The sequence below is a fragment of the Massilia antarctica genome (assembly GCF_015689335.1).
Lineage (GTDB): Bacteria > Pseudomonadota > Gammaproteobacteria > Burkholderiales > Burkholderiaceae_D > Telluria_A > Telluria_A antarctica.
The window spans coordinates 6,292,313-6,310,858 of record NZ_CP065053.1 but is presented as its reverse complement, the minus strand read 5'-3'; the positions used below and the strand labels follow the sequence as shown (position 1 = coordinate 6,310,858).

14 protein-coding genes are annotated in these 18,546 nt (G+C 66.1%); 10 read left to right on the top strand and 4 right to left on the bottom strand.

What is annotated here, in order from left to right; genetic code table 11:
- The first annotated feature begins 18 nt into the window (after nt 1-18).
- Nucleotides 19-1,362, top strand: coding sequence for a trypsin-like peptidase domain-containing protein (locus IV454_RS27690; protein WP_206088774.1), 1,344 nt, complete (start codon nt 19-21; stop codon nt 1,360-1,362).
- Between the two features lie 96 nt (nt 1,363-1,458).
- Here the strand turns inward: IV454_RS27690 and eutC are convergent, their stop codons facing one another.
- The 3 genes from eutC to IV454_RS27675 form a co-directional block, all read right to left on the bottom strand.
- On the bottom strand, nt 1,459-2,253 hold the full coding sequence (gene eutC / locus IV454_RS27685) for an ethanolamine ammonia-lyase subunit EutC (protein ID WP_206088773.1): 795 nt from the start codon (nt 2,251-2,253) through the stop codon (nt 1,459-1,461).
- Nucleotides 2,250-3,620 carry an ethanolamine ammonia-lyase subunit EutB gene (locus IV454_RS27680; protein WP_206092867.1) on the bottom strand — a complete coding sequence of 457 codons (1,371 nt, stop codon included), beginning with the start codon at nt 3,618-3,620 and terminating at the stop codon, nt 2,250-2,252. The genes eutC and IV454_RS27680 overlap by 4 nt, the downstream gene beginning before the upstream one ends.
- 74 nt (nt 3,621-3,694) lie before the next feature.
- A complete protein-coding gene (locus IV454_RS27675; protein ID WP_206088772.1) occupies nt 3,695-4,912 on the bottom strand; it encodes a metal-dependent hydrolase in 1,218 nt (405 codons plus the stop codon).
- A 373-nt stretch (nt 4,913-5,285) separates the two neighbouring features.
- On the opposite strand from IV454_RS27675, the gene IV454_RS27670 reads away from it, so the two are divergent.
- Nucleotides 5,286-6,125, top strand: coding sequence for a universal stress protein (locus IV454_RS27670; RefSeq protein WP_206088771.1), 840 nt, complete (start codon nt 5,286-5,288; stop codon nt 6,123-6,125).
- Nucleotides 6,126-6,379: 254 nt separating this feature from the next.
- The gene (locus IV454_RS27665; RefSeq protein ID WP_206088770.1) at nt 6,380-7,312 is read left to right on the top strand and encodes an AraC family transcriptional regulator; all 933 of its coding nucleotides are present in this window, start codon (nt 6,380-6,382) and stop codon (nt 7,310-7,312) included.
- Nucleotides 7,313-7,382: 70 nt separating this feature from the next.
- Here the strand turns inward: IV454_RS27665 and IV454_RS27660 are convergent, their stop codons facing one another.
- A complete protein-coding gene (locus IV454_RS27660) occupies nt 7,383-7,889 on the bottom strand; it encodes a SixA phosphatase family protein (RefSeq protein WP_229521878.1) in 507 nt (168 codons plus the stop codon).
- A gap of 163 nt (nt 7,890-8,052) precedes the next feature.
- On the opposite strand from IV454_RS27660, the gene IV454_RS27655 reads away from it, so the two are divergent.
- The 7 genes from IV454_RS27655 (at nt 8,053) to IV454_RS27625 (ending at nt 18,510) form a co-directional block, all read left to right on the top strand.
- Complete coding sequence (locus IV454_RS27655) at nt 8,053-8,700, top strand: ANTAR domain-containing response regulator (RefSeq protein ID WP_206088769.1); 648 nt, start codon at nt 8,053-8,055, stop codon at nt 8,698-8,700.
- A 34-nt stretch (nt 8,701-8,734) separates the two neighbouring features.
- Complete coding sequence (locus tag IV454_RS27650; protein WP_206088768.1) at nt 8,735-9,877, top strand: CmpA/NrtA family ABC transporter substrate-binding protein; 1,143 nt, start codon at nt 8,735-8,737, stop codon at nt 9,875-9,877.
- A 434-nt stretch (nt 9,878-10,311) separates the two neighbouring features.
- Nucleotides 10,312-11,616, top strand: a complete 1,305-nt coding sequence (locus IV454_RS27645; RefSeq protein ID WP_206088767.1) for an MFS transporter — start codon at nt 10,312-10,314, stop codon at nt 11,614-11,616.
- Between the two features lie 11 nt (nt 11,617-11,627).
- Nucleotides 11,628-14,159: a nitrite reductase large subunit NirB gene (nirB, locus tag IV454_RS27640; protein WP_206088766.1), complete on the top strand. Its 2,532-nt coding sequence runs from the start codon at nt 11,628-11,630 to the stop codon at nt 14,157-14,159.
- A gap of 10 nt (nt 14,160-14,169) precedes the next feature.
- Nucleotides 14,170-14,517 (top strand): nitrite reductase small subunit NirD, encoded by a 348-nt coding sequence (nirD, locus tag IV454_RS27635; protein WP_206088765.1) that lies wholly within the window; start codon nt 14,170-14,172, stop codon nt 14,515-14,517.
- Between the two features lie 14 nt (nt 14,518-14,531).
- Complete coding sequence (locus tag IV454_RS27630) at nt 14,532-15,770, top strand: NAD(P)/FAD-dependent oxidoreductase (RefSeq protein ID WP_206088764.1); 1,239 nt, start codon at nt 14,532-14,534, stop codon at nt 15,768-15,770.
- Between the two features lie 13 nt (nt 15,771-15,783).
- Nucleotides 15,784-18,510, top strand: coding sequence for a nitrate reductase (locus IV454_RS27625; protein WP_282961378.1), 2,727 nt, complete (start codon nt 15,784-15,786; stop codon nt 18,508-18,510).
- Nucleotides 18,511-18,546: the final 36 nt, after the last annotated feature.

Below are 18,546 nucleotides of genomic sequence, written 5' to 3'. Positions count from 1 at the left end.
CCGTCGGAGACGCTGCACATGAAACGAACGCTGTACACCATTCTGGGTGTCGATCCCCTCGCCACTTCTGAAGAGATTGCTGCAGCGTACGCGCGTTTGCATGCCGCGTTCCAGAGCGGTTCCTACGACCGCAACGACTGGGTACTGGTGCGCGAAGCGTATGCCGTGCTGTCGAACACCGACAAGCGCGCGATGTACGACCGCAGCCAGATCGCGCCGCCGCTCACGCGCAGTGTCGAGCAGGCGCCCGCGCAGCAAGGTTTCAGCCTCGACTGGCGCTATGGCCTCGCCGCCGGCCTGCTGGTGGCCGGGCTGGTGTACTTCGCCAAGGGCCGCGCGCCGGCGCCGCCGCCGGTCATGGCCAGCCAGGGCGTCAGTCAGGGCGCGACCCCGGTGCTGATGCAGGACAGCGGCGGCCGCGCCGATCAGTTCGCTGCCCAGCCGCAGGCGATGCAGGCGCCGGCCTCGGGCGGCTCGTCCGGCGCGATGAGCATGGAAGACCTGTTCGCCAAATTGTCGCCGTATGTCGCGCGTATTAATATGTACAAGGGCAGCAGCCTGGTCGGCACCGGCAGCGGCGTGGCCCTGGGCGGCGACGCCATCATTACCAATTGCCACGTGGCGCTGGCGGGTTCGCGCCTGCAAGTCAAGCTGGGGCAGGACAGTTACGAAGCGACGGTGGTCGTGGCCGACGAGGAACGCGACCTGTGCAAGCTGTCGGTCAGGGGCCTCAGTGCCCCGGCCGTGGTGATCGGCGCGTCGAGCGAGGTGCGCACCGGCCAGCGCGTGATTGCCATCGGCGCTCCGCACGGACTCGATCTGACGCTCAGCGACGGCATCGTGTCGTCCTTGCGCCCGCTCGACGGCGGCACCCTGATCCAGACCACGGCCCCGGTGTCGCCCGGATCGAGCGGCGGCGGCCTGTTCGACAGTTCCGGCCGGCTGGTCGGGATCGTCACCTTCCAGATGCGCAGCGGACAGAACCTGAATTTTGCCGCGCCGGCGGAATGGATCGGCAGCATGCGTACGCGCAGCGGCGGCGGGCTGATCGGCAAGATGAGCGCGGAACGGGCGCAGGACAATCCCGGCCAGAGCGCACAGAATGGCGACATGGTGGTGGGCGCCTGGCATTGCCACGATACGATAGGCGGGACCTCGGTGCTGATTTCCTTCCAGGATGACCGCACCTTGGAAATGCGCTATGAAAACAGGGTGTCGCCAGGCCGCTGGATGTACCGCGACGGCCAGCTGGGCATTCAGTTTGCGAACGTGGCCGATACCTTGAGAGTGGAAGAGCTGTCGCGCGACAAGATGATCCTCAAATTTAACGTCGGCCAGCGCCTGGTCTGCGCGCGGCGTTAAGCGCCACCTCCACCACCGGCCGGTGGCATGCCGCTATTGCGCGGCGGCCGGCCGGTTTCCTCGATACGCCGGCCCGGGCCGGCTGTCGCGGACACCTCAGCGCAGCAGGAAATTCCCTTTTCCGGCGCTCAGCGCAAGGTCATCGGCCACCGTGTCATCCTTGAGCAAGACACCCGACATCCCCCGCTGGCGCGCCTGCGTCAGCAAGTAATGCAATCGGTACGCCGCCTCGTCATAGCCCAGTCCGGCCGGCCGCACATTGGAAATGCAATTGCGGTCGGCATCGCTCAAGCCCACGTGCGGCGCCCAGCTCATGTAGATGCCCATGCTGTCCGGCGAACTGAGCCCGGGACGCTCGCCGATCAGCACGGCCACCGCGCGCGCGTTGAGTAATTGCCCGATCTCGTCGCCGATGGCCACGCGTGCCTGGCTGGCAATCACAATCGGTCCCACCTTCCATTGCTCCTGTTGCAGCCGCGCCAGCAGGACCGCCAGGAAGGGCTGTGCATTTTGCTCGATGGCCAGCGCCGACAAGCCGTCGCCAATGACCAGCGCCAGATCGCAGGAGGCTGGCCCCGCGGCGGCCAGCGCGGCACGCGAGGGCGCATCGAGCATCCGGCCCAGGTCCGGACGCTGCAGGTAAGTGGCGCGGTCAGGGCAGGCACTGTGCGCGGTGAGGCAGGCGTACCCGGTCGCTGCCAGCGCTGCCGCCAGCGCATCCGTGTCGAGCGCCATGTGCACCGCATCGCGCGCACGCGCATGCGCCAGCTGGAAATCGAGCTGGGCCGAGGTGGGCACGCTCACGCCGCTGCGCCCGAGCGCGATGCGCGCCTGGGTCAGTCCGCGCAGGGCTTGCCAAGGGTTGGACAGAACATGTTTGGGATCGTTCATAAGCGCAGCAAGGCTTGTTGAAAGGCCGGCGCCAGGGCCTCCGGCAGTTGGGCGGCGCCATCGCCGCAAAAGATCTGCATGCGGTGCAGCCAGGCTTCGAATTCGGGTGCGGCGCGCAATCCCAGCACCCTGCGCGCGTACAGGGCGTCGTGGAAGGACGTGCTCTGATAATTGAGCATGATGTCGTCCGACCCCGGCACGCCCATCACGAAATTGCAGCCGGCCGCGCCGAGCATGGTGAGCAGCACGTCCATGTCGTCCTGGTCGGCTTCGGCATGGTTGGTGTAGCAAACGTCGCAGCCCATCGGCAAGCCAAGCAGCTTGGCGCAGAAATGGTCTTCCAGGCCGGCGCGGATGATCTGCTTGCCGTCGTACAGGTATTCCGGGCCGATGAAGCCGACCACCGAGTTCACCAGCAGCGGCTTGAAGGCGCGCGCCACCGCGTAGGCGCGCGCTTCGCAGCTCTGCTGGTCGACGCCATGGTGGGCATTGGCCGACAGCGCGCTGCCCTGGCCGGTTTCAAAATACATGACGTTGTCGCCCACCGTGCCGCGCCCCAAGGACAGGGCGGCGCTGCGCGCTTCGGCCAGCAGCGCCAGGTCGATGCCGAAGCCGCGGTTGGCGGCCTCGGTCCCGGCCACCGACTGGAATACCAGGTCGACCGGAGCACCGCGGTTGATCGCCTCGATGGTATTGGTGACGTGGGTCAGCACGCAGGACTGGGTGGGAATCTGGTACTGGGCGATGACAGCGTCGAGCATGCCGACCAGGGTGACGACCTGGGCCACGTTGTCGGTGGCCGGATTGATGCCGATGACGGCGTCGCCGCTGCCGTACATGAGGCCGTCGAGCATGCTGGCCGCGATGCCGGTGGTGTCGTCGGTCGGGTGGTTCGGCTGCAGGCGCGTGGCCATGCGGCCTTCCAGCCCGAGCGTGTTGCGAAAAGCCGTGACCACGCGGCATTTGCGCGCCACCAGCACCAGGTCCTGGATGCGCATGATCTTCGATACCGCGGCCGCCATCTCGGGCGTGATGCCGGGTGCGGCGGCGGCCAGGACGGCACTGTCGGCAAGGTCGGAGAGCAGCCAGTTGCGCAGGTCGCCCACGGTCAGATGCGCGATGGGAGCGAACGCGGCGGCATCGTGGCTGTCGACGATCAGGCGCGTGACTTCATCGTCTTCGTAGGGGATCAGGGGATTGTCGAGGAGTGTGCGCAGCGGCAAGTCGGCCAGCGCCATCTGGGCGGCCACCCTTTCCTCGGCGCTGGCGGCGGCCAAGCTGGCCAGCAGGTCGCCCGCGCGGGCCGGCGAGGCGCGCGCCATCAAGTCCTTGAGGTCGCGAAACGCGTAGGTGCGCGGCCCGACCATGTGCGAAAACCGCTGTGTTGTCACGGGGATATCCGGCGGTGGTTAGCTTGGAAGCAGCATAGCACGCTCCGGTATTACAGCAGATCCGCACGCGGATAGCCCCAGGCCGGCACGCCGCCGGGGCAGGGCTGGCTGTTGGCGCCATCGATGGGCAAGGTCGTGAAATTGCCGGCCGGGGTGTTGCTGAAGCGGACGTCGAATCCGGTATCCGGACCCAGCGCGGGCATGCGCGCGAAGCGCAACCAGGCGTCGATGCGGCAGTTGCCGGCCCGCAGCGCGCGCAAGCGTGCCAAGGACATTTCCTGGCTCCAGTTGATGACGATCTGCGCCTGCCGTTCGCGCGCGCCTTCCGACAGTGCCGCGGGACAGGCATCGAGCGCGAGCACGTCCGGCGCCACGCTGACCATGCCGCGCCGCATCCGGTAGGTGCCGGCAACGGCGTCGCGTTCGGCCGACACGAACATCCAGCAGGCCGGGTTGGCGGGAAAGGCTGTCATGGCGGTGTCGAGCAGGGTACTGGCCGGGTCGAGCAGGCGCAGCCGGTCGGCCACGATGGTTTTGCCTCGCTGCATCGCCGCGCCCTGCATGGCCACAAAGGCGACGGCGCCCAGCAGGCCGGCGCACAAGGCCCGCTTGCCGTTCTTGCCGGCACCTCGCTGCAATAGCGCAAGCCCGGCGCCGAACGCGAGCAGGGCGATCAGCGAGCCCCAGTGCAGAAAGCCGCGCGCGGTGAAGAAGACGAGCAGGGCGGCCAGCGCGGCCAGCAGCAGTCCACGCCGGACGCGGCTGCCCAGCATCATCGCCAGCGGAACGGCGCCGGCCACCCAGAACACAGGTTCCAGGATAAAGACCATGTCGCCGTAAATCCAGCGCGGATCGACAGGATAGAAGGGATGCACGCCGTACGAGTTCAGCGCATCCATTCCCAGATGCAGCAGGAAGCCGGCGCCGACGGCCGCGAGCAGTCCGGCGCGGGCCGCATTGCTCGCGCGCAGCAGGGTACGCGCCCCCGGCCACAGTATCCACAGCAGCGCGATCAGCAGCAGCGCCTGCGGCACTCCATACAGCAGGGTGTGAGTATGGCCGCGGTGATGCAGCAGGTAGCCCAGCGGCTGGGGCAGCAGCCCGCTGAGCACCAGGTCGAGGTCGGGAAAATTGCTGGCGGCACAGCACGCAACGAGCATCAGGCGGCGCCGGATGCCGTGCTGGGCCGGATCGGCTTCGGCCGGCAAAGTACGGTGAACCAGTTCGCCGACGGCCAGTCCAACCAGGGAATGACTTAAATTATCCATGGCGGCGATCTTACCGTGCCTGCATCATTCACGCAGACGAGTTTGCCAGCGGAGGCGTTTTCATGGCGGGATCAACGCAGCATCAACCGGGGAAACAGACAATGAAACGATCCATCGCATTCGTGGCAGCAGCCCTGCGTGGGCGCGGATAAGTTCCGCGCAACCGGGCGAACGCGTTTGACAGCGCGCAAACGGGGTTACGCGTACAAGGCTAGTCTGTCTTTTTGTGGCGTTGGCCCGGTGCCGCATAGGTGCGGGTAGGCGGGCTGGCGTACAGGCCCGGCATGGTTGCCGGATTGGCGTGACGGTGGTTCACGCACCCTTTGCCGGACGCGATTGTTCGCGAAGGAAAGCCAAACTCCAGGAGGTCAACATGGAGTACAAAACGATCCTGGTGCATGTCGACGAGTCGACGCAGGCCGCTGCGCGCATCGACACCGCAGCCCGGCTGGCCACCGAGCACAATGCGCATCTGATCGGCACCGCGCTGACCAATGTGCCCCCGCGCCTGCTCCTGCTCAGCGGGCTCGATCCCAGCTTGCCGCCGATGCAGGCTCCGCTGGCCGAGTTGCGTCGGCTGGCGGACAGCGCGCTGGACGCTTTCGAGCAGCGCGCTATCGGGCTAGGCGTGCTGTCGGTCGAACGGCGCCGGATGGAGGAAGAAATCGGGCTTGGTGTGAGCCTGCAGGCGCGTTATTGCGACCTGGTCGTGATCGGCCGGCATGATGCCGCGCATCCCTCGCCGGGTGTGCGCGCCGATTTTCCCGAGTATGTCCTGCTCAACTCCACCAAGCCGGTGCTGGTGCTGCCTCCGACCATGCAGGGGCCATCCCTGGGGCAGCGGATTGTGGCCGCCTGGAACGGCAGCGCCCCGGCCAGCCGCGCGATCGCCAGTGCGATTCCGTTGATGCAACGCGCGCGCCAGGTCGACATCGTGGTGATCGATGCGCGGGCCCAGGGCGACTTGCACGGTGCGATGCCGGGGGCGGACCTGGCCTTGTATCTGGCGCGGCACGGAATCCGGGTCAATGTGCGCGAAGTCGACAGTCACATCGATCCGGGACCGGCGCTGCTGGGGGCGGCTGGCGAGGCGGGCGCCGACCTGATCGTGATGGGCGCTTACGGCCGCTCGCGCTTTCGCGAAGTCTTGCTCGGCGGCGCGACCAGGACCTTGCTCCGGACATCGACCTTGCCGCTCTGGATGGCGCATTAACGGTGAGCTGGCGGACCGTCGCGGCAGCGGTGGAAAGTGGATAGTACGGGCGGCGGGCCGGGGTGTGCCGCGCTTGCGTCGCGACGAACAGGTGCGCGCCAGCGACGTCCCTGGCTTGCACCAACTTGCCGCATCGGTGCCCATCCTGGCGGCGTTGCAAGAGAATCAGGCAAGCCTGCGCGAGGATTCGGTCTTGGCGCGCCGGCGTTTTGGGGCTTACACTGGCGGCTGACGAACCCGCCACAGAGGAGCCGATGCCCACGCCGCCGAGCAGACAAGACCGCATGATCGCCTTGCTGGGCAGGCTTGCGCCGTCCGAGGGCACCACCGGATCGGCGCTCGGCGAGGTACGTTTCATGCGCGCGAACCGGGCCATGCCGCGCGGGCCTGTGCTGTACGAGCCATGCATCGTGATCGTGTGCCAGGGGCGCAAGCGCGGGTATCTCGGTGAACGGAGCTTCATTTACGATGCCCAGCAGTTTCTGGTGCTGTCGGTGCCCTTGCCCTTCGAGAGCGAGACCGACGCCAGCGAAGCCGAGCCGCTGCTGGCGCTGAAGATGGACATCGATCTGGCGGTTGCTGCCGAGCTTGCGCTGGCGCTCGGTTCCGCCCCGTCGGCCCACAGCGCGCCGGTGAGCATGTGCTCGACCGCCATGGATGACACGATGGGCGACGCCGTGCTGCGCCTGCTCGAAGTGCTGCTGTGCCCGGTGGAGGCGCGCGTGCTGGGGCCTGGCATCGTGCGTGAAATCCTGTACCGCGTGCTGACCGGGGAGCAGGGTGGGGCGGTGCGCGCGGCGCTGGCCCAGCACAGCCAGTTCGGCAAGATCGGCAAGGCCTTGCGCCGCATCCATGCCGGTTTCAGCGGCGAGCTGGACGTGCCGACATTGGCGCATGAGGCGGGCATGAGCGTGGCGGCTTTTCACGCCAACTTCAAGGCGGTGACGCAAACCTCGCCGATCCAGTATCTCAAGAGCACACGGCTGCACAAGGCCAGGCTGCTGATGGTGCAGGAAGGCATGAGCGCCTCGTCGGCATCGAATCGTGTCGGCTACGAAAGCAGTTCGCAGTTCAGCCGCGAATTCAAGCGCTTTTTCGGCCGCAGTCCGGTGCAGGAAGCAGCAGTGATGAAGACGATGCTGAGCCAGGCGCCAAGCGAGCCGCAGGGCTACGTCAGCGCGCATTAATCGCCAGGCCGCAAGCTCTGTCAGCGAACGCTGCAGGCGGGCCTCGCATCATGGCGTCAATCCGCGTCCGTCAAGGCGCCACGGAATGCAGCAACACGGTTGTCACCTGGCCATCTTTCTCGACGATCAGCTGATACAGCCGGTCGAATTCATCCTCCCCGATATCGCTACCGGGTTTGCCGCCGAACAGGCGCACCAGTTCGGGCACGGTATTCGAATGGCCGACCACCAGGGCAGTACCTCCCGCCGCCTTGACTTCACCGACCAGTTTGGCGCTCTGCGCTGGGTCGTACACCTGCACCTGCAAGCCCAGCTCGGTGGCAAGTGGCTGGGCGGTCTGGCGGGTACGCTGCGCCGTGCTGCTGTAAATATGCGCGATCCCGGTCGTCTTGAGCATGGCGGCGATATTGCGCGCACGCGCCTGGCCTTGGGTTGTCAACGCGGGATCCTTGTCGACCGATCCCTTTTCTCCATGCCGGACCAGATAAATGATGGTCGGGTCGGCCGATGCCAGACCGGGCGCCAGCAGGGCCGCGGCCAGGAACAGGCCGCCGAAGAGGGAAGAACGCATGCGCATGGTGGGCTTTCAGAATGGTAGGGATATAAAAACAGCAATGTATCCCAGGCAGGCGAGGCAGCGCAACTGTTCCCGCTCCATGATCGCCTGCGTATGTTGGTGCGTATTTTGGCACGTATTTTGCTTGTCTCGTAAGGACATGGCCTCACTCTCAAGCAAAAAAATGCCCAAAACCCCCGCGCAACCCCCACGCAAGCTGCGCATTGTCGTCGTCAATACGATCGTGCCGGAAGGCGGCGAGCACGACCTTGCCCTGGCCGCCCAGGTCTTGCGCGGCAATGCGCTGCGCATCGGCCTGCTCGAATCGGGCTACGATATTGTCGCTTCGCTGCCCGCCGATCTCTTTCTGCCCGAAAGGATCGCTCAGCTGCAACCCGACATGATCATCATCGATGCCGAATCGGACGCGCGCGACGTGCTCGAACACATCGTCATCGCCACCCGCGACGAGCGCCGCCCGATCGTGCTCTTCACCGAGGACACCACCACCAGCAGCATGGACGCGGCCATGGCCGCGGGCGTGTCGGCCTACATCGTGGCCGGCTTGCAGTCCGAACGCATCAAGCCGGTGCTGAACGTGGCGTTGGCGCGCTTTCGCCAGGAGCAGAAGTTGCTGGCCGAACTGAGCGAGACGCGCCACAAGCTGGCCGAGCGCAAGGTCATCGACCGCGCCAAGGGCATCCTGATGACCCATCACCGGCTGACCGAAGACCAGGCTTACCAGAAACTGCGCAGCATGGCAATGAACAAGAATTTGAAGCTGGCGGAGATTGCCCAGCGCATCCTCGATGTCGAGGATCTGCTCGGTTAAGCCGCCGCATGGCCACAGAAAAGCAAGGAGTTGTATGGCAGAGACAAAAATGAATCAATTGCGCACGGTCAGGATCGGCTTCATGCCGCTGAGCGACTGCGCCTCGCTGGTAATGGCGGCCGAGTGCGGTTTCGACCGTCAATACGGCATCAGGATCGTGCTCAGCCGCGAAACCTCGTGGGCGAACGTGCGCGACAAGCTGGGCTCGGGCGCGCTCGACGCCGCCCACGTGCTGTACGGCCTGATGTACGGCGTGCAGCTGGGCATCGGCTGCCAGCAGCAAGCGATGGCGGTGCTGATGAGCCTGAGCCGCAACGGCCAGGCCGTGACCCTGTCGCGCGCGCTGGCGGAGCAGGGCGCGCTGGATGGGGCGAGCCTGGCGCGGCACATGCGCGACGTGGCGCGCGGCTATACCTTCGCCCACACTTTCCCGACTGGCAATCACGCCATGCTGCTGTATTACTGGCTGGCGGCCTACGGCATCGACCCCTTGCACCAGGCGCGTGCCTTGACGGTGCCGCCGGCCCAGATGGTGGGCAGTCTGAGGGCCGGGACGATCGATGGTTTCTGTGCCGGCGAGCCATGGGGCCAGCGCGCCATCGACGAGGGCGTGGGCGTGACGGCCGTGACCAGCCAGCAGATCTGGCCCGATCACCCGGGCAAGGTGCTGGGAACCACGGCGGCGTTTGCCGCGGGCGATCCGGGCACCTGCCGCGCGATGATCGCGGCGGTGCTCGATGCCAGCCGCTGGATCGAGGCATCGCAGGCCAACAAGGAGCACACGGCCACGGTGCTGGCCGGGTCCGCGTATTTGAATACGGGCAGGCAAGCCATCGCGGCGCGCCTGATGGGGCAGTACGACAATGGCGTGGGCGGCCAGTGGGCCGATGAAAGGGCGCTCAGCTTTCATGGCGACGGCGAAGTGAATTTCCCGTATCTGTCCGATGGCATGTGGTTCATGACGCAGCAGCGGCGCTGGGGATTGCTCAGGGAGGAGCCCGACTACCTGGGACAGGCGCAGGCGGTCAACCGGATCGATCTGTACCGTGGCGCGGCGGAGATGACAGGGACCCCGCTGCCATCGTCGCCGATGCGCGCGTCGACCCTGATCGACGGCGTGCGCTGGGATGGCAGCGATCCGCGCGGGTATGCGCAATCGTTCCGGATTCATCACTGACCCCGTCGTTCATCTGCTTTAACCACCGTCGTCCCCGCGAAGGCGGGGACCCAAGTTCGTCGCTCAGTTTGTGGCCGCGAAAGAAACTTCGGTTTTCGCCCTCGCGGGAAGTCGTTTCTGGCATTGCTAGGAACAACGGCGTGCCAGAGAGACGACGTGACAGACACGAGGCGGCGCACCCTCCCGCGCATCATTTTCGGGCATTTGTGCACCGCAATGTAGCGTTCGCCTCAACTCCCCGCCTCACCCCTCCCATTGCGCCCCGGCGCGCACCTGGCACGGCGTTTGCTAAACAGTACCTATCGGATCAATGGCGATCCCCTGAACAACTTGCGCTGATCTAACGACGGATCGGCAGGACAACGGCGTCCGCCCAACCTGGTTTTTACAACCGGGTCTGGTCGGACGCCTTTTTGTTTTTAACGGGATAAACAATGGCCACCAAAGCAAACACCATCGACCTTTTCAGTATCAGCACACCGCAGATGCGCGCCTTCCACCTGACCTGGATGGCTTTCTTCGTCTGCTTCTTCGCCTGGTTCGCCTGCGCCCCGCTGATGCCCATCATCAAAGGCGAATTCGGCCTGACCCTCGCCCAGGTCGCCAACATCAACATTGCGGCCGTCGCCATCACGATTCTGGTACGCCTGATCGTCGGCCCCATGTGCGACCGCTTCGGCCCGCGCAAGGCCTACACCGGCCTGCTGCTGCTCGGCGCCATCCCGGTGCTTGGCGTGGCGGCGTCGCAAAGCTACGAAAGCTTCCTGTTCTTCCGCCTCGGCATCGGCGCGGTCGGCGCCAGCTTCGTCATCACCCAGTACCACACCTCCGTCATGTTCAGCTCCAAGGTCGTCGGCACCGCCAACGCGGCTGCCGCCGGCTGGGGCAATGCCGGCGGCGGCGCGGCCCAGGCGCTGATGCCCCTGCTGGTCGGCGCGCTGCTGATGCTGGGCGTGAGCGAGGCGGCCGGCTGGCGGATGGCGCTGCTGGTTCCCGGCGTGCTGATGCTCGTCATGGCGGGTCTCTACTGGAAATTCACCCAGGATTGCCCGCAAGGTAATTACGACGACATGCAAGCCGCTGGCATTCCCATCGAAGGTGGGAAAAAAGGCGGCTGGGAGAGCTTCAAGGCGGCCAGCGCCAACCACCGCGTATGGCTGCTGTTTGTCACCTACGGGGCCTGCTTCGGCATCGAGATCTTCATCCACAACATCGCCGCCGTGTATTACGTCGACCACTTCAAGCTGACCCTGAAGGAAGCCGGCATGGCCGCCGGCAGCTTCGGCCTGCTGGCGCTGTTCGCCCGTGCCCTGGGCGGCTGGGTCTCGGACAAGATGGCCATCCGCGGCACCATCAACAGCAGGGTCACCTTGCTGTTCGTGATGATGATCGGCGAAGGCGCCGGCCTGCTGTGGTTCGCCAAGGCCGACAGCGTCACCTTCGCGGTGATCGCCATGCTGGTCTTCGGCCTGTTCACCCACATGGCTTGCGGCGCCACCTACGCCCTGGTGCCTTTTGTGGACAGCAAGGCGCTGGGCGGCGTGGCCGGCATCATCGGCGCCGGCGGCAACGTGGGCGCGGTCGCCGCGGGCTTCCTCATGAAAGGCACCGGCGACATCGGCCAAACCCTCACCATCCTCAGCGGCCTGGTGCTGCTGTCGGCGCTGTGCGCCATCGCGGTCAGGCTCAGCGCCGCCGTGGACGACCGTCCGGTCGCCGTCAATAACGCAGTCGCGTAAGGAGAACCAGCATGAAGATCATCGTCATCGGCCACGGCATGGTAGGCCACAAATTCCTCGAGTCGCTCGGCGCCGCCGGTGCGCCGGCGCTCGACGTGACGGTCCTGTGCGAAGAACCGCGTCCCGCCTACGACCGCGTGCACCTGTCGGAATTCTTTGCCGGTAAATCGGCCGAGGACCTGTCCCTGGTGCCGGCCGGTTTCTTCGAGGGCGGCAATATGCTGCTCAAGCTGAATGCGAAAGCGGTCGCCGTCGACCGCGAAGCGAAGACCGTCACTGTCGGCAGCGGCGAAGTGCTGGCCTACGACAAACTGGTGTTCGCCACCGGCTCCTACCCGTTCGTGCCGCCGCTGGCCGGCAAGGACCGCAAGGATTGCTTCGTCTACCGCACCATCGAAGACCTGGAAGCGATGCTCGAATGCGGCAAGCGCTCCAAAACCGGCGTGGTGATCGGCGGCGGCCTGCTCGGCCTGGAATGCGCCAAGGCCCTGCGCGACATGCAGTTGCAGACCCACGTGGTGGAATTTGCCCCGCGCCTGATGGCGGTGCAGGTCGACGATGGCGGCGCGCGCGTGCTGCGCGCCAAAATCGAAGACCTGGGTGTGACCGTCCACACCCAAAAGAACACACTCGAAATCGTCGACGGCGAAGAGGGCACGCACCGCATGCGCTTTGCCGACGGCAGCCATCTGGACACCGACATGATCGTGTTCTCGGCCGGGATTCGCCCGCGCGACGACCTGGCGCGCCTGTGCGGCCTGACGATCGGCGCGCGCGGCGGCATCGCCATCGATAACAGCTGCCTGACCTCGGACCCGGATGTCTACGCCATCGGCGAGTGCGCGCTGTGGAACGGCCAGCTGTTCGGCCTGGTGGCGCCGGGCTACGACATGGCCCGCGTGGCCGCGCGCCACCTGCAAGGCGAAGGCGCCGCCTTCACCGGCGCCGACATGAGCACCAAGCTCAAACTGATGGGCGTGGACGTGGCCAGCATCGGCGACCCGCATGCGGTGAGCCCGGGCAGCCGCTCTTACCAGTTCACCGACGAGCGCAAACAGGTGTACAAGAAAATCGTCGTCTCCGACTGCGGCAAGTTCCTGCTCGGCGGCGTGATGGTGGGCGACGCCAGCGAGTACGGCACCCTGCTGCAGATGATGTTGAATAAAATCGAGCTGCCCGAGTCGCCCGAATTTCTCATCCTGCCGCAAAGCGACGGCAAGGCGCGCCCGGGCCTTGGTGTGGACGCCTTGCCCGACACGGCCCAGATCTGCTCCTGCAACGATGTCTCCAAGGGCGACCTGTGCGCCGCCGTGTGCGGCGGTGCCACCACCATCGGCGCGCTGAAAAGCTGCACCAAGGCCGGCTCCACCTGCGGCGGCTGCGTGGCCCTGGTCACGCAGGTGATGAAGGCGGAAATGAAAAAGCAGGGCATGGCCGTCGACAACCACGTCTGCGAACACTTCCCGTACTCGCGCCAGGAGATTTATCACCTGGTCAAGGTCGGACGAATCACCTCCTTCGAGGACCTGCTGGCGCAGCACGGCACGGGGCGCGGTTGCGACATCTGCAAACCGATGGCCGCCAACGTGCTGGCGTCGACCTGGAACGACTTCGTGCTGAAACCCGAACACGCCAGCCTGCAGGATTCGAACGACTACTTCCTCGGTAACATCCAGAAGGATGGCACCTATTCGGTGGTGCCGCGCATGGCGGGCGGGGAAGTGACGGCCGATGGCCTGATCGCGGTCGGCACGGTCGCCAAAAAATACGGGCTGTACACCAAGATCACCGGCGGCCAGCGGGTCGACCTGTTCGGCGCCCGGGTCGAGCAGCTGCCGTTTATCTGGGAAGAACTGATCGAGGCCGGTTTCGAGTCGGGCCATGCGTACGGCAAGTCGCTGCGCACCGTCAAATCGTGCGTCGGCTCGACCTGGTGCCGCTATGGCGTGGCCGACAGCGTCGGTTTCGCGATCGAGCTGGAAAACCGCTACAAGGGCTTGCGCACGCCGCACAAGATCAAGTTCGGTGTGTCCGGCTGCACCCGCGAATGCGCCGAAGCGCAGGGCAAGGACGTCGGCCTGATCGCCACCGAAAAGGGCTGGAACCTGTACGTGTGCGGTAACGGCGGCATGAAGCCGCGCCACGCGGAACTGATCGCCTCGGATCTGGACCAGGAAACCGTGGTGCGCTACATCGACCGCTTCCTGATGTTTTATGTCCGTACGGCCGACCGCCTGCAACGCACCAGCGTCTGGCGCGACAACCTCGAAGGCGGCCTCGATTACCTCAAATCGGTCGTCATCGACGACAAGCTGCACCTGGCCGCCGAACTCGAAGCCGATATGCAGCACGTGGTCGACACCTACGCCTGCGAGTGGAAGCATGCCGTCAACGATCCGGCCACGCGCCAGCGCTTCCGCCATTTCGTGAACAGCGACCAGGCCGACCAGAACGTGGTCTTCATGCCCGAGCGCGGCCAGATTCGTCCGGCCACGATCGAAGAGCGCAAGCGCGTCATTCCACTCATCGTCAAAACCGCCTAAGGAGAAGCTCATGCACCGCGATATCGAACTGACCAACTGGACTGCCGTCTGCTCGCTCGACGAGATCGTCCCCAACACCGGCGTGTGCGCGCTGCTCGGCGGCGAGCAGGTCGCCGTGTTCCACGTGGCCGACGCCGAAGAACGCGTCTTCGCCATCGGGAACTACGATGCGAACAGCGGCGTGTCCGTGCTCTCGCGCGGGCTGGTGGGCAGCCTGGGCGAGCGCATCGTGGTGGCCTCGCCCATCTACAAACAGCACTTCGACCTGTTCACCGGCGAATGCCTGGAAGCGCCGGAACATTCGGTGCCGAGCTACCGCGCACGGGTCCAGGACGGCAAGGTGTGGGTCTGCGCATGAGTGCGGGCGTGAGCATGAAGCCGGCCATAGCGCCCGTCGCCAGGCAATCGCTGGTTGTCATCGGCAATGGCATGGCCGGCATGCGCACGGTCGAGGAAATGCTCAAGCTGGCGCCGGAGCTGTACGACATCACGGTGTTCGGCGCCGAGCCGCATGGTAACTACAATCGCATCCTGCTCTCGCCGCTGCTGGCCGGCGAAAAAAATATCGACGACATCATGCTGCACACGCGCGAATGGTATGCCGCCAACGGCATCACCCTGCACGCGGGCGACCCTGTGGTGCACATCGACCGCCGCAAGCGCATGGTACGTTCGCAGTCGGGCCGCGAAGTCTGGTACGACCGGCTGCTGCTGGCCACCGGCTCCAAGCCGTTCATCGTGCCGGTGCCGGGCCATAAACTGGCAGGGGTGATCGGCTTTCGCGACATCCAGGATGTCGATACGATGCTGGAAGCGGCCCGCGGCGGCGGCCACGCGGTCGTCATCGGCGGCGGCTTGCTCGGGCTGGAGGCGGCCAACGGCCTGCTGCGGCGCGGCATGCAGGTCACCGTGGTGCACATGATGGATAGCCTGATGAACCAGCAGCTCGACAAGCCGGCCGCGCTGCTTTTGAAATCCGCGCTGGAGCTCAAGGGCCTGCGCTTCCTGCTCGAAGCGCACACCAGCGAGATCGTGGGCGACACGCGCGTCAAAGCCGTGCGCTTCAAGGATGGCAAGGAAATCCCGGCCGACCTGGTGGTCATGGCGGCCGGCGTGCGTCCGAATATCGAACTGGCCCAATCGGCCGGCCTGCACTGCGAGCGCGCCATCGTGGTCGACGATACCTTGCAGACTTACGATCCGCGCGTCTACGCGGTGGGCGAGTGCGTGCAGCACCGCAGCGCCACGTTCGGCCTGGTGGCCCCGATCTGGGACCAGGCCAAGGTCTGCGGCGCCCACCTGGCGCGCAACGGCCATCGCCGCTACGTACAGCAAGCCACGCCCACCAAGCTGAAAGTGACCGGCGTCGACCTGTATTCGGTGGGCGACTTTATCGGCGGCGAGGGCAGCGAAGACCTGGTATTGCGCGATCCGCGCCGCGGCATCTACAAACGCCTGGTGCTGGCCGGGAACCGGATCGCGGGCGCGGTCCTGTACGGCGACGTGCAGGATGGCCCGTGGTACTTCGGCCTGATCCAGAACCGCACCGACATATCGGCCATGCGCAGCCGCCTGCTGTTCGGCGAAGCGCTGTGCGCCCAAGCCGCCTGACACGGAGTCCGATTTGAACCTTTCCCCTTTCCCGGGCGGACCCATTCCTCTCGCGGTGCGCAGCACCTGTCCTTATTGCGGCGTAGGTTGCGGCGTGACCGCCATGCCCTTGCCCGATGGCGCCATCGCCATCGCTGGCGACACGAGCCACCCCGCCAACCGCGGCCGCCTGTGCGTGAAGGGGGCGGCACTGGGCGAAACCATCGGGCTGGAAGGCCGCCTGCTGCATCCGGCCTTGCGCGAAGACGGCGTGCTGCGCCAGGCGTCGTGGGACGAAGCGGTCGAGCGCGTCGCCGGCGGCCTGCGCGCCATCATCGACGAACATGGCCCGGACTCCGTGGCACTGTATGTGTCGGGCCAGCTGCTGACCGAAGACTACTACGTGGCCAACAAGCTGATGAAAGGGTATATCGGCAGCGCCAACATCGACACCAATTCGCGCCTGTGCATGTCGTCGGCCGTGGCGGGCCACAAGCGCGCCTTCGGCGCCGACCTGGTGCCGGGCTGCTACGAAGATTTCGACCTGGCCGACATGGTGGTGCTGGTCGGCTCGAACACGGCGTGGTGCCATCCGATCCTGTTCCAGCGCATCGCGCGCCTGAAGGAAGCGCGGCCCGAAGTGCGGATTGTCGTCATCGATCCGCGCCGCACCGCCACCTGCGAGCTGGCCGACCTGCACCTGCCGGTGAAACCCGGTACCGACGTGTGGCTGTTCAACGGCTTGCTCAGCTACCTGGCGCGCGCAGGCGCGGGCGACACCTCCTTCATCGAGGCCCACACCAGCGGCCTGGAACAGGCGCTGGACGCGGCGCAGGTCGATTGCGCCGATCCGCTGGCGGTGGCGCGCCACTGCCGGATCGACCCCGACGACCTGATGGCCTTTTACGGCGGCTTCGCGGCGACCACGAAAGTGATCACGGCCTTCTCGCAAGGCGTGAACCAGTCGTCGTCGGGTACCGATAAAGTCAATAGCATCATCAACTGCCACCTGCTCACGGGCCGCATCGGCCAACCGGGCATGGGACCGTTTTCGATCACCGGCCAGCCGAATGCGATGGGCGGGCGCGAAGTGGGCGGCCTGGCCAACATGCTGGCCGCGCACATGGACCTGGACAATCCGCAGCACCGCGATACCGTGCAAACCTTCTGGTCGTCGCCGCGCATCGCCGCCAGGGGCGGGCTGAAGGCGGTCGACCTGTTCAAGGCGATCGAAGAGGGCAAGGTCAAGGCGGTGTGGGTGATCGCCACCAATCCGATGGTGAGCATGCCGGACGCGAACCAGGTCCAGCGCGCGCTGGAAAAGTGCGAGCTGGTGGTGGTGTCCGACATTATCGCCAGCACCGACACGAATGCCTTTGCCGACGTGCTGCTGCCGGCCCTGGGCTGGGGCGAGAAGGACGGCACGGTCACCAATTCCGAGCGCCTCATTTCGCGCCAGCGCGCCTTTTTGCCGGCGCCCGGCGAAGCGCGCGCCGACTGGCGCATCCTGGCGGACGTGGCACGGCGGATGGGCTTCGACGGCTTCGATTTCGCCAGCGCGCACGAGGTTTTCGACGAACATGCGCGCCTGTCGGTATTTCGCAACGAGGGCCCGCAACGGCGCGTATTCGACCTGTCCGGCCTGTGCGGCTTGCAGGCGCCGGATTACGACAAGCTCGAACCGATGCAGTGGCCGGTGCGGCGCGGCGCCGATGGCGCCCTGGAAGGCAGCGCGCGCCTGTTCGCCGACCGCCGCTTCGCCCACGCCGACGGCAAGGCGCGCTTCATCCCCACTGCGCCGCGCGCACCGGCCAACCCGGTCGATCCGGAGTATCCGCTGGTGCTCAACACGGGCCGCGTGCGCGACCAGTGGCACACCATGAGCCGTACCGGGCGCGCGCCGCGCCTGGCCGACCACACGGCCGAAGCCTTCATCGACATGCATCCGCAGGACGCGCTGCTGTACGGCGTGCGCGAAGGGGAGCTGGCGCGCGTATCGAGCCGGTGGGGAGCGATGGTGGCGCGCGTCCAGCACGGCGGCGGCATCGCGCGCGGCTCGGTGTTCGTGCCGATTCACTGGAACGGCCAGACGGCATCCGACGCGCGCGTCGGCACGGTGGTCAATCCGGTGGTCGATCCGGTGTCGGGCGAACCGGAATTCAAGCATACGCCGGTGCAGGTTGAGCGCTTCGGGGTGGCCTGGCACGCCTTCGTGTTGAGCCGCGGCGAACTGGCGCTCGACCACGTCGCGCACTGGACGCGGGTGCAGGGGCGCGGCTTTGCGCGCTACGAGATGGCGGGGCGCGGCCAGTTGCGCGACCGCGCCGCCTGGGCCCGCGCGCTGCTCGGCGTGGATTCGATTGATGCCGACTGGCTCGATTACGAGGACGCCAGCGATGGCGTGTACCGCGCCGTGCACGTGGTGGGGGAGCGCATCGAACAGTGCATCTTCCTGTCGCCGCGTACCGACCTGCCGGCGCGCGCTTGGCTGGCCAGCCTGTTCGCCAGCGAATCGCTGACCCAGCTCGACCGTGCCGGCCTGCTGGCCGGCCAGGCGCTGGGCATGCCGCTTGATACCGGGCCGACCGTGTGTTCCTGCTTCGGCGTGGGGCGCAATACGATCTGCGAGGCGATCGCCACGCGCGACCTGAAGACGGTGCCGGACGTGACGGCCTGCCTGAAAGCGGGCGGCAACTGCGGCTCCTGCGTACCCGAAATCAAAGTGTTGTTAATCCAGACAAGAGCGCGGGAAACCGCCTGAAAAAGTTGTCTGTCTGTGTGATGAGAATGATATTAT

Excerpts from the sequence above, each read along its gene's own strand:
- eutC (WP_206088773.1), bottom strand. The coding sequence starts at position 2,253 with ATGAACGATCCCAAACATGTTCTGTCCAACCCTTGGCAAGCCCTGCGC.
- IV454_RS27690 (WP_206088774.1), top strand. The coding sequence starts at position 19 with ATGAAACGAACGCTGTACACCATTCTGGGTGTCGATCCCCTCGCCACT.
- IV454_RS27655 (WP_206088769.1), top strand. The coding sequence starts at position 8,053 with ATGCCCAAAACCCCCGCGCAACCCCCACGCAAGCTGCGCATTGTCGTC.
- IV454_RS27660 (WP_229521878.1), bottom strand. The coding sequence starts at position 7,889 with ATGCGCATGCGTTCTTCCCTCTTCGGCGGCCTGTTCCTGGCCGCGGCC.
- nirD (WP_206088765.1), top strand. The coding sequence starts at position 14,170 with ATGCACCGCGATATCGAACTGACCAACTGGACTGCCGTCTGCTCGCTC.
- IV454_RS27630 (WP_206088764.1), top strand. The coding sequence starts at position 14,532 with ATGAAGCCGGCCATAGCGCCCGTCGCCAGGCAATCGCTGGTTGTCATC.
- IV454_RS27665 (WP_206088770.1), top strand. The coding sequence starts at position 6,380 with ATGCCCACGCCGCCGAGCAGACAAGACCGCATGATCGCCTTGCTGGGC.
- IV454_RS27650 (WP_206088768.1), top strand. The coding sequence starts at position 8,735 with ATGGCAGAGACAAAAATGAATCAATTGCGCACGGTCAGGATCGGCTTC.
- IV454_RS27670 (WP_206088771.1), top strand. The coding sequence starts at position 5,286 with ATGGAGTACAAAACGATCCTGGTGCATGTCGACGAGTCGACGCAGGCC.
- IV454_RS27645 (WP_206088767.1), top strand. The coding sequence starts at position 10,312 with ATGGCCACCAAAGCAAACACCATCGACCTTTTCAGTATCAGCACACCG.
- nirB (WP_206088766.1), top strand. The coding sequence starts at position 11,628 with ATGAAGATCATCGTCATCGGCCACGGCATGGTAGGCCACAAATTCCTC.
- IV454_RS27675 (WP_206088772.1), bottom strand. The coding sequence starts at position 4,912 with ATGGATAATTTAAGTCATTCCCTGGTTGGACTGGCCGTCGGCGAACTG.
- IV454_RS27680 (WP_206092867.1), bottom strand. The coding sequence starts at position 3,620 with ATGGTCGGGCCGCGCACCTACGCGTTTCGCGACCTCAAGGACTTGATG.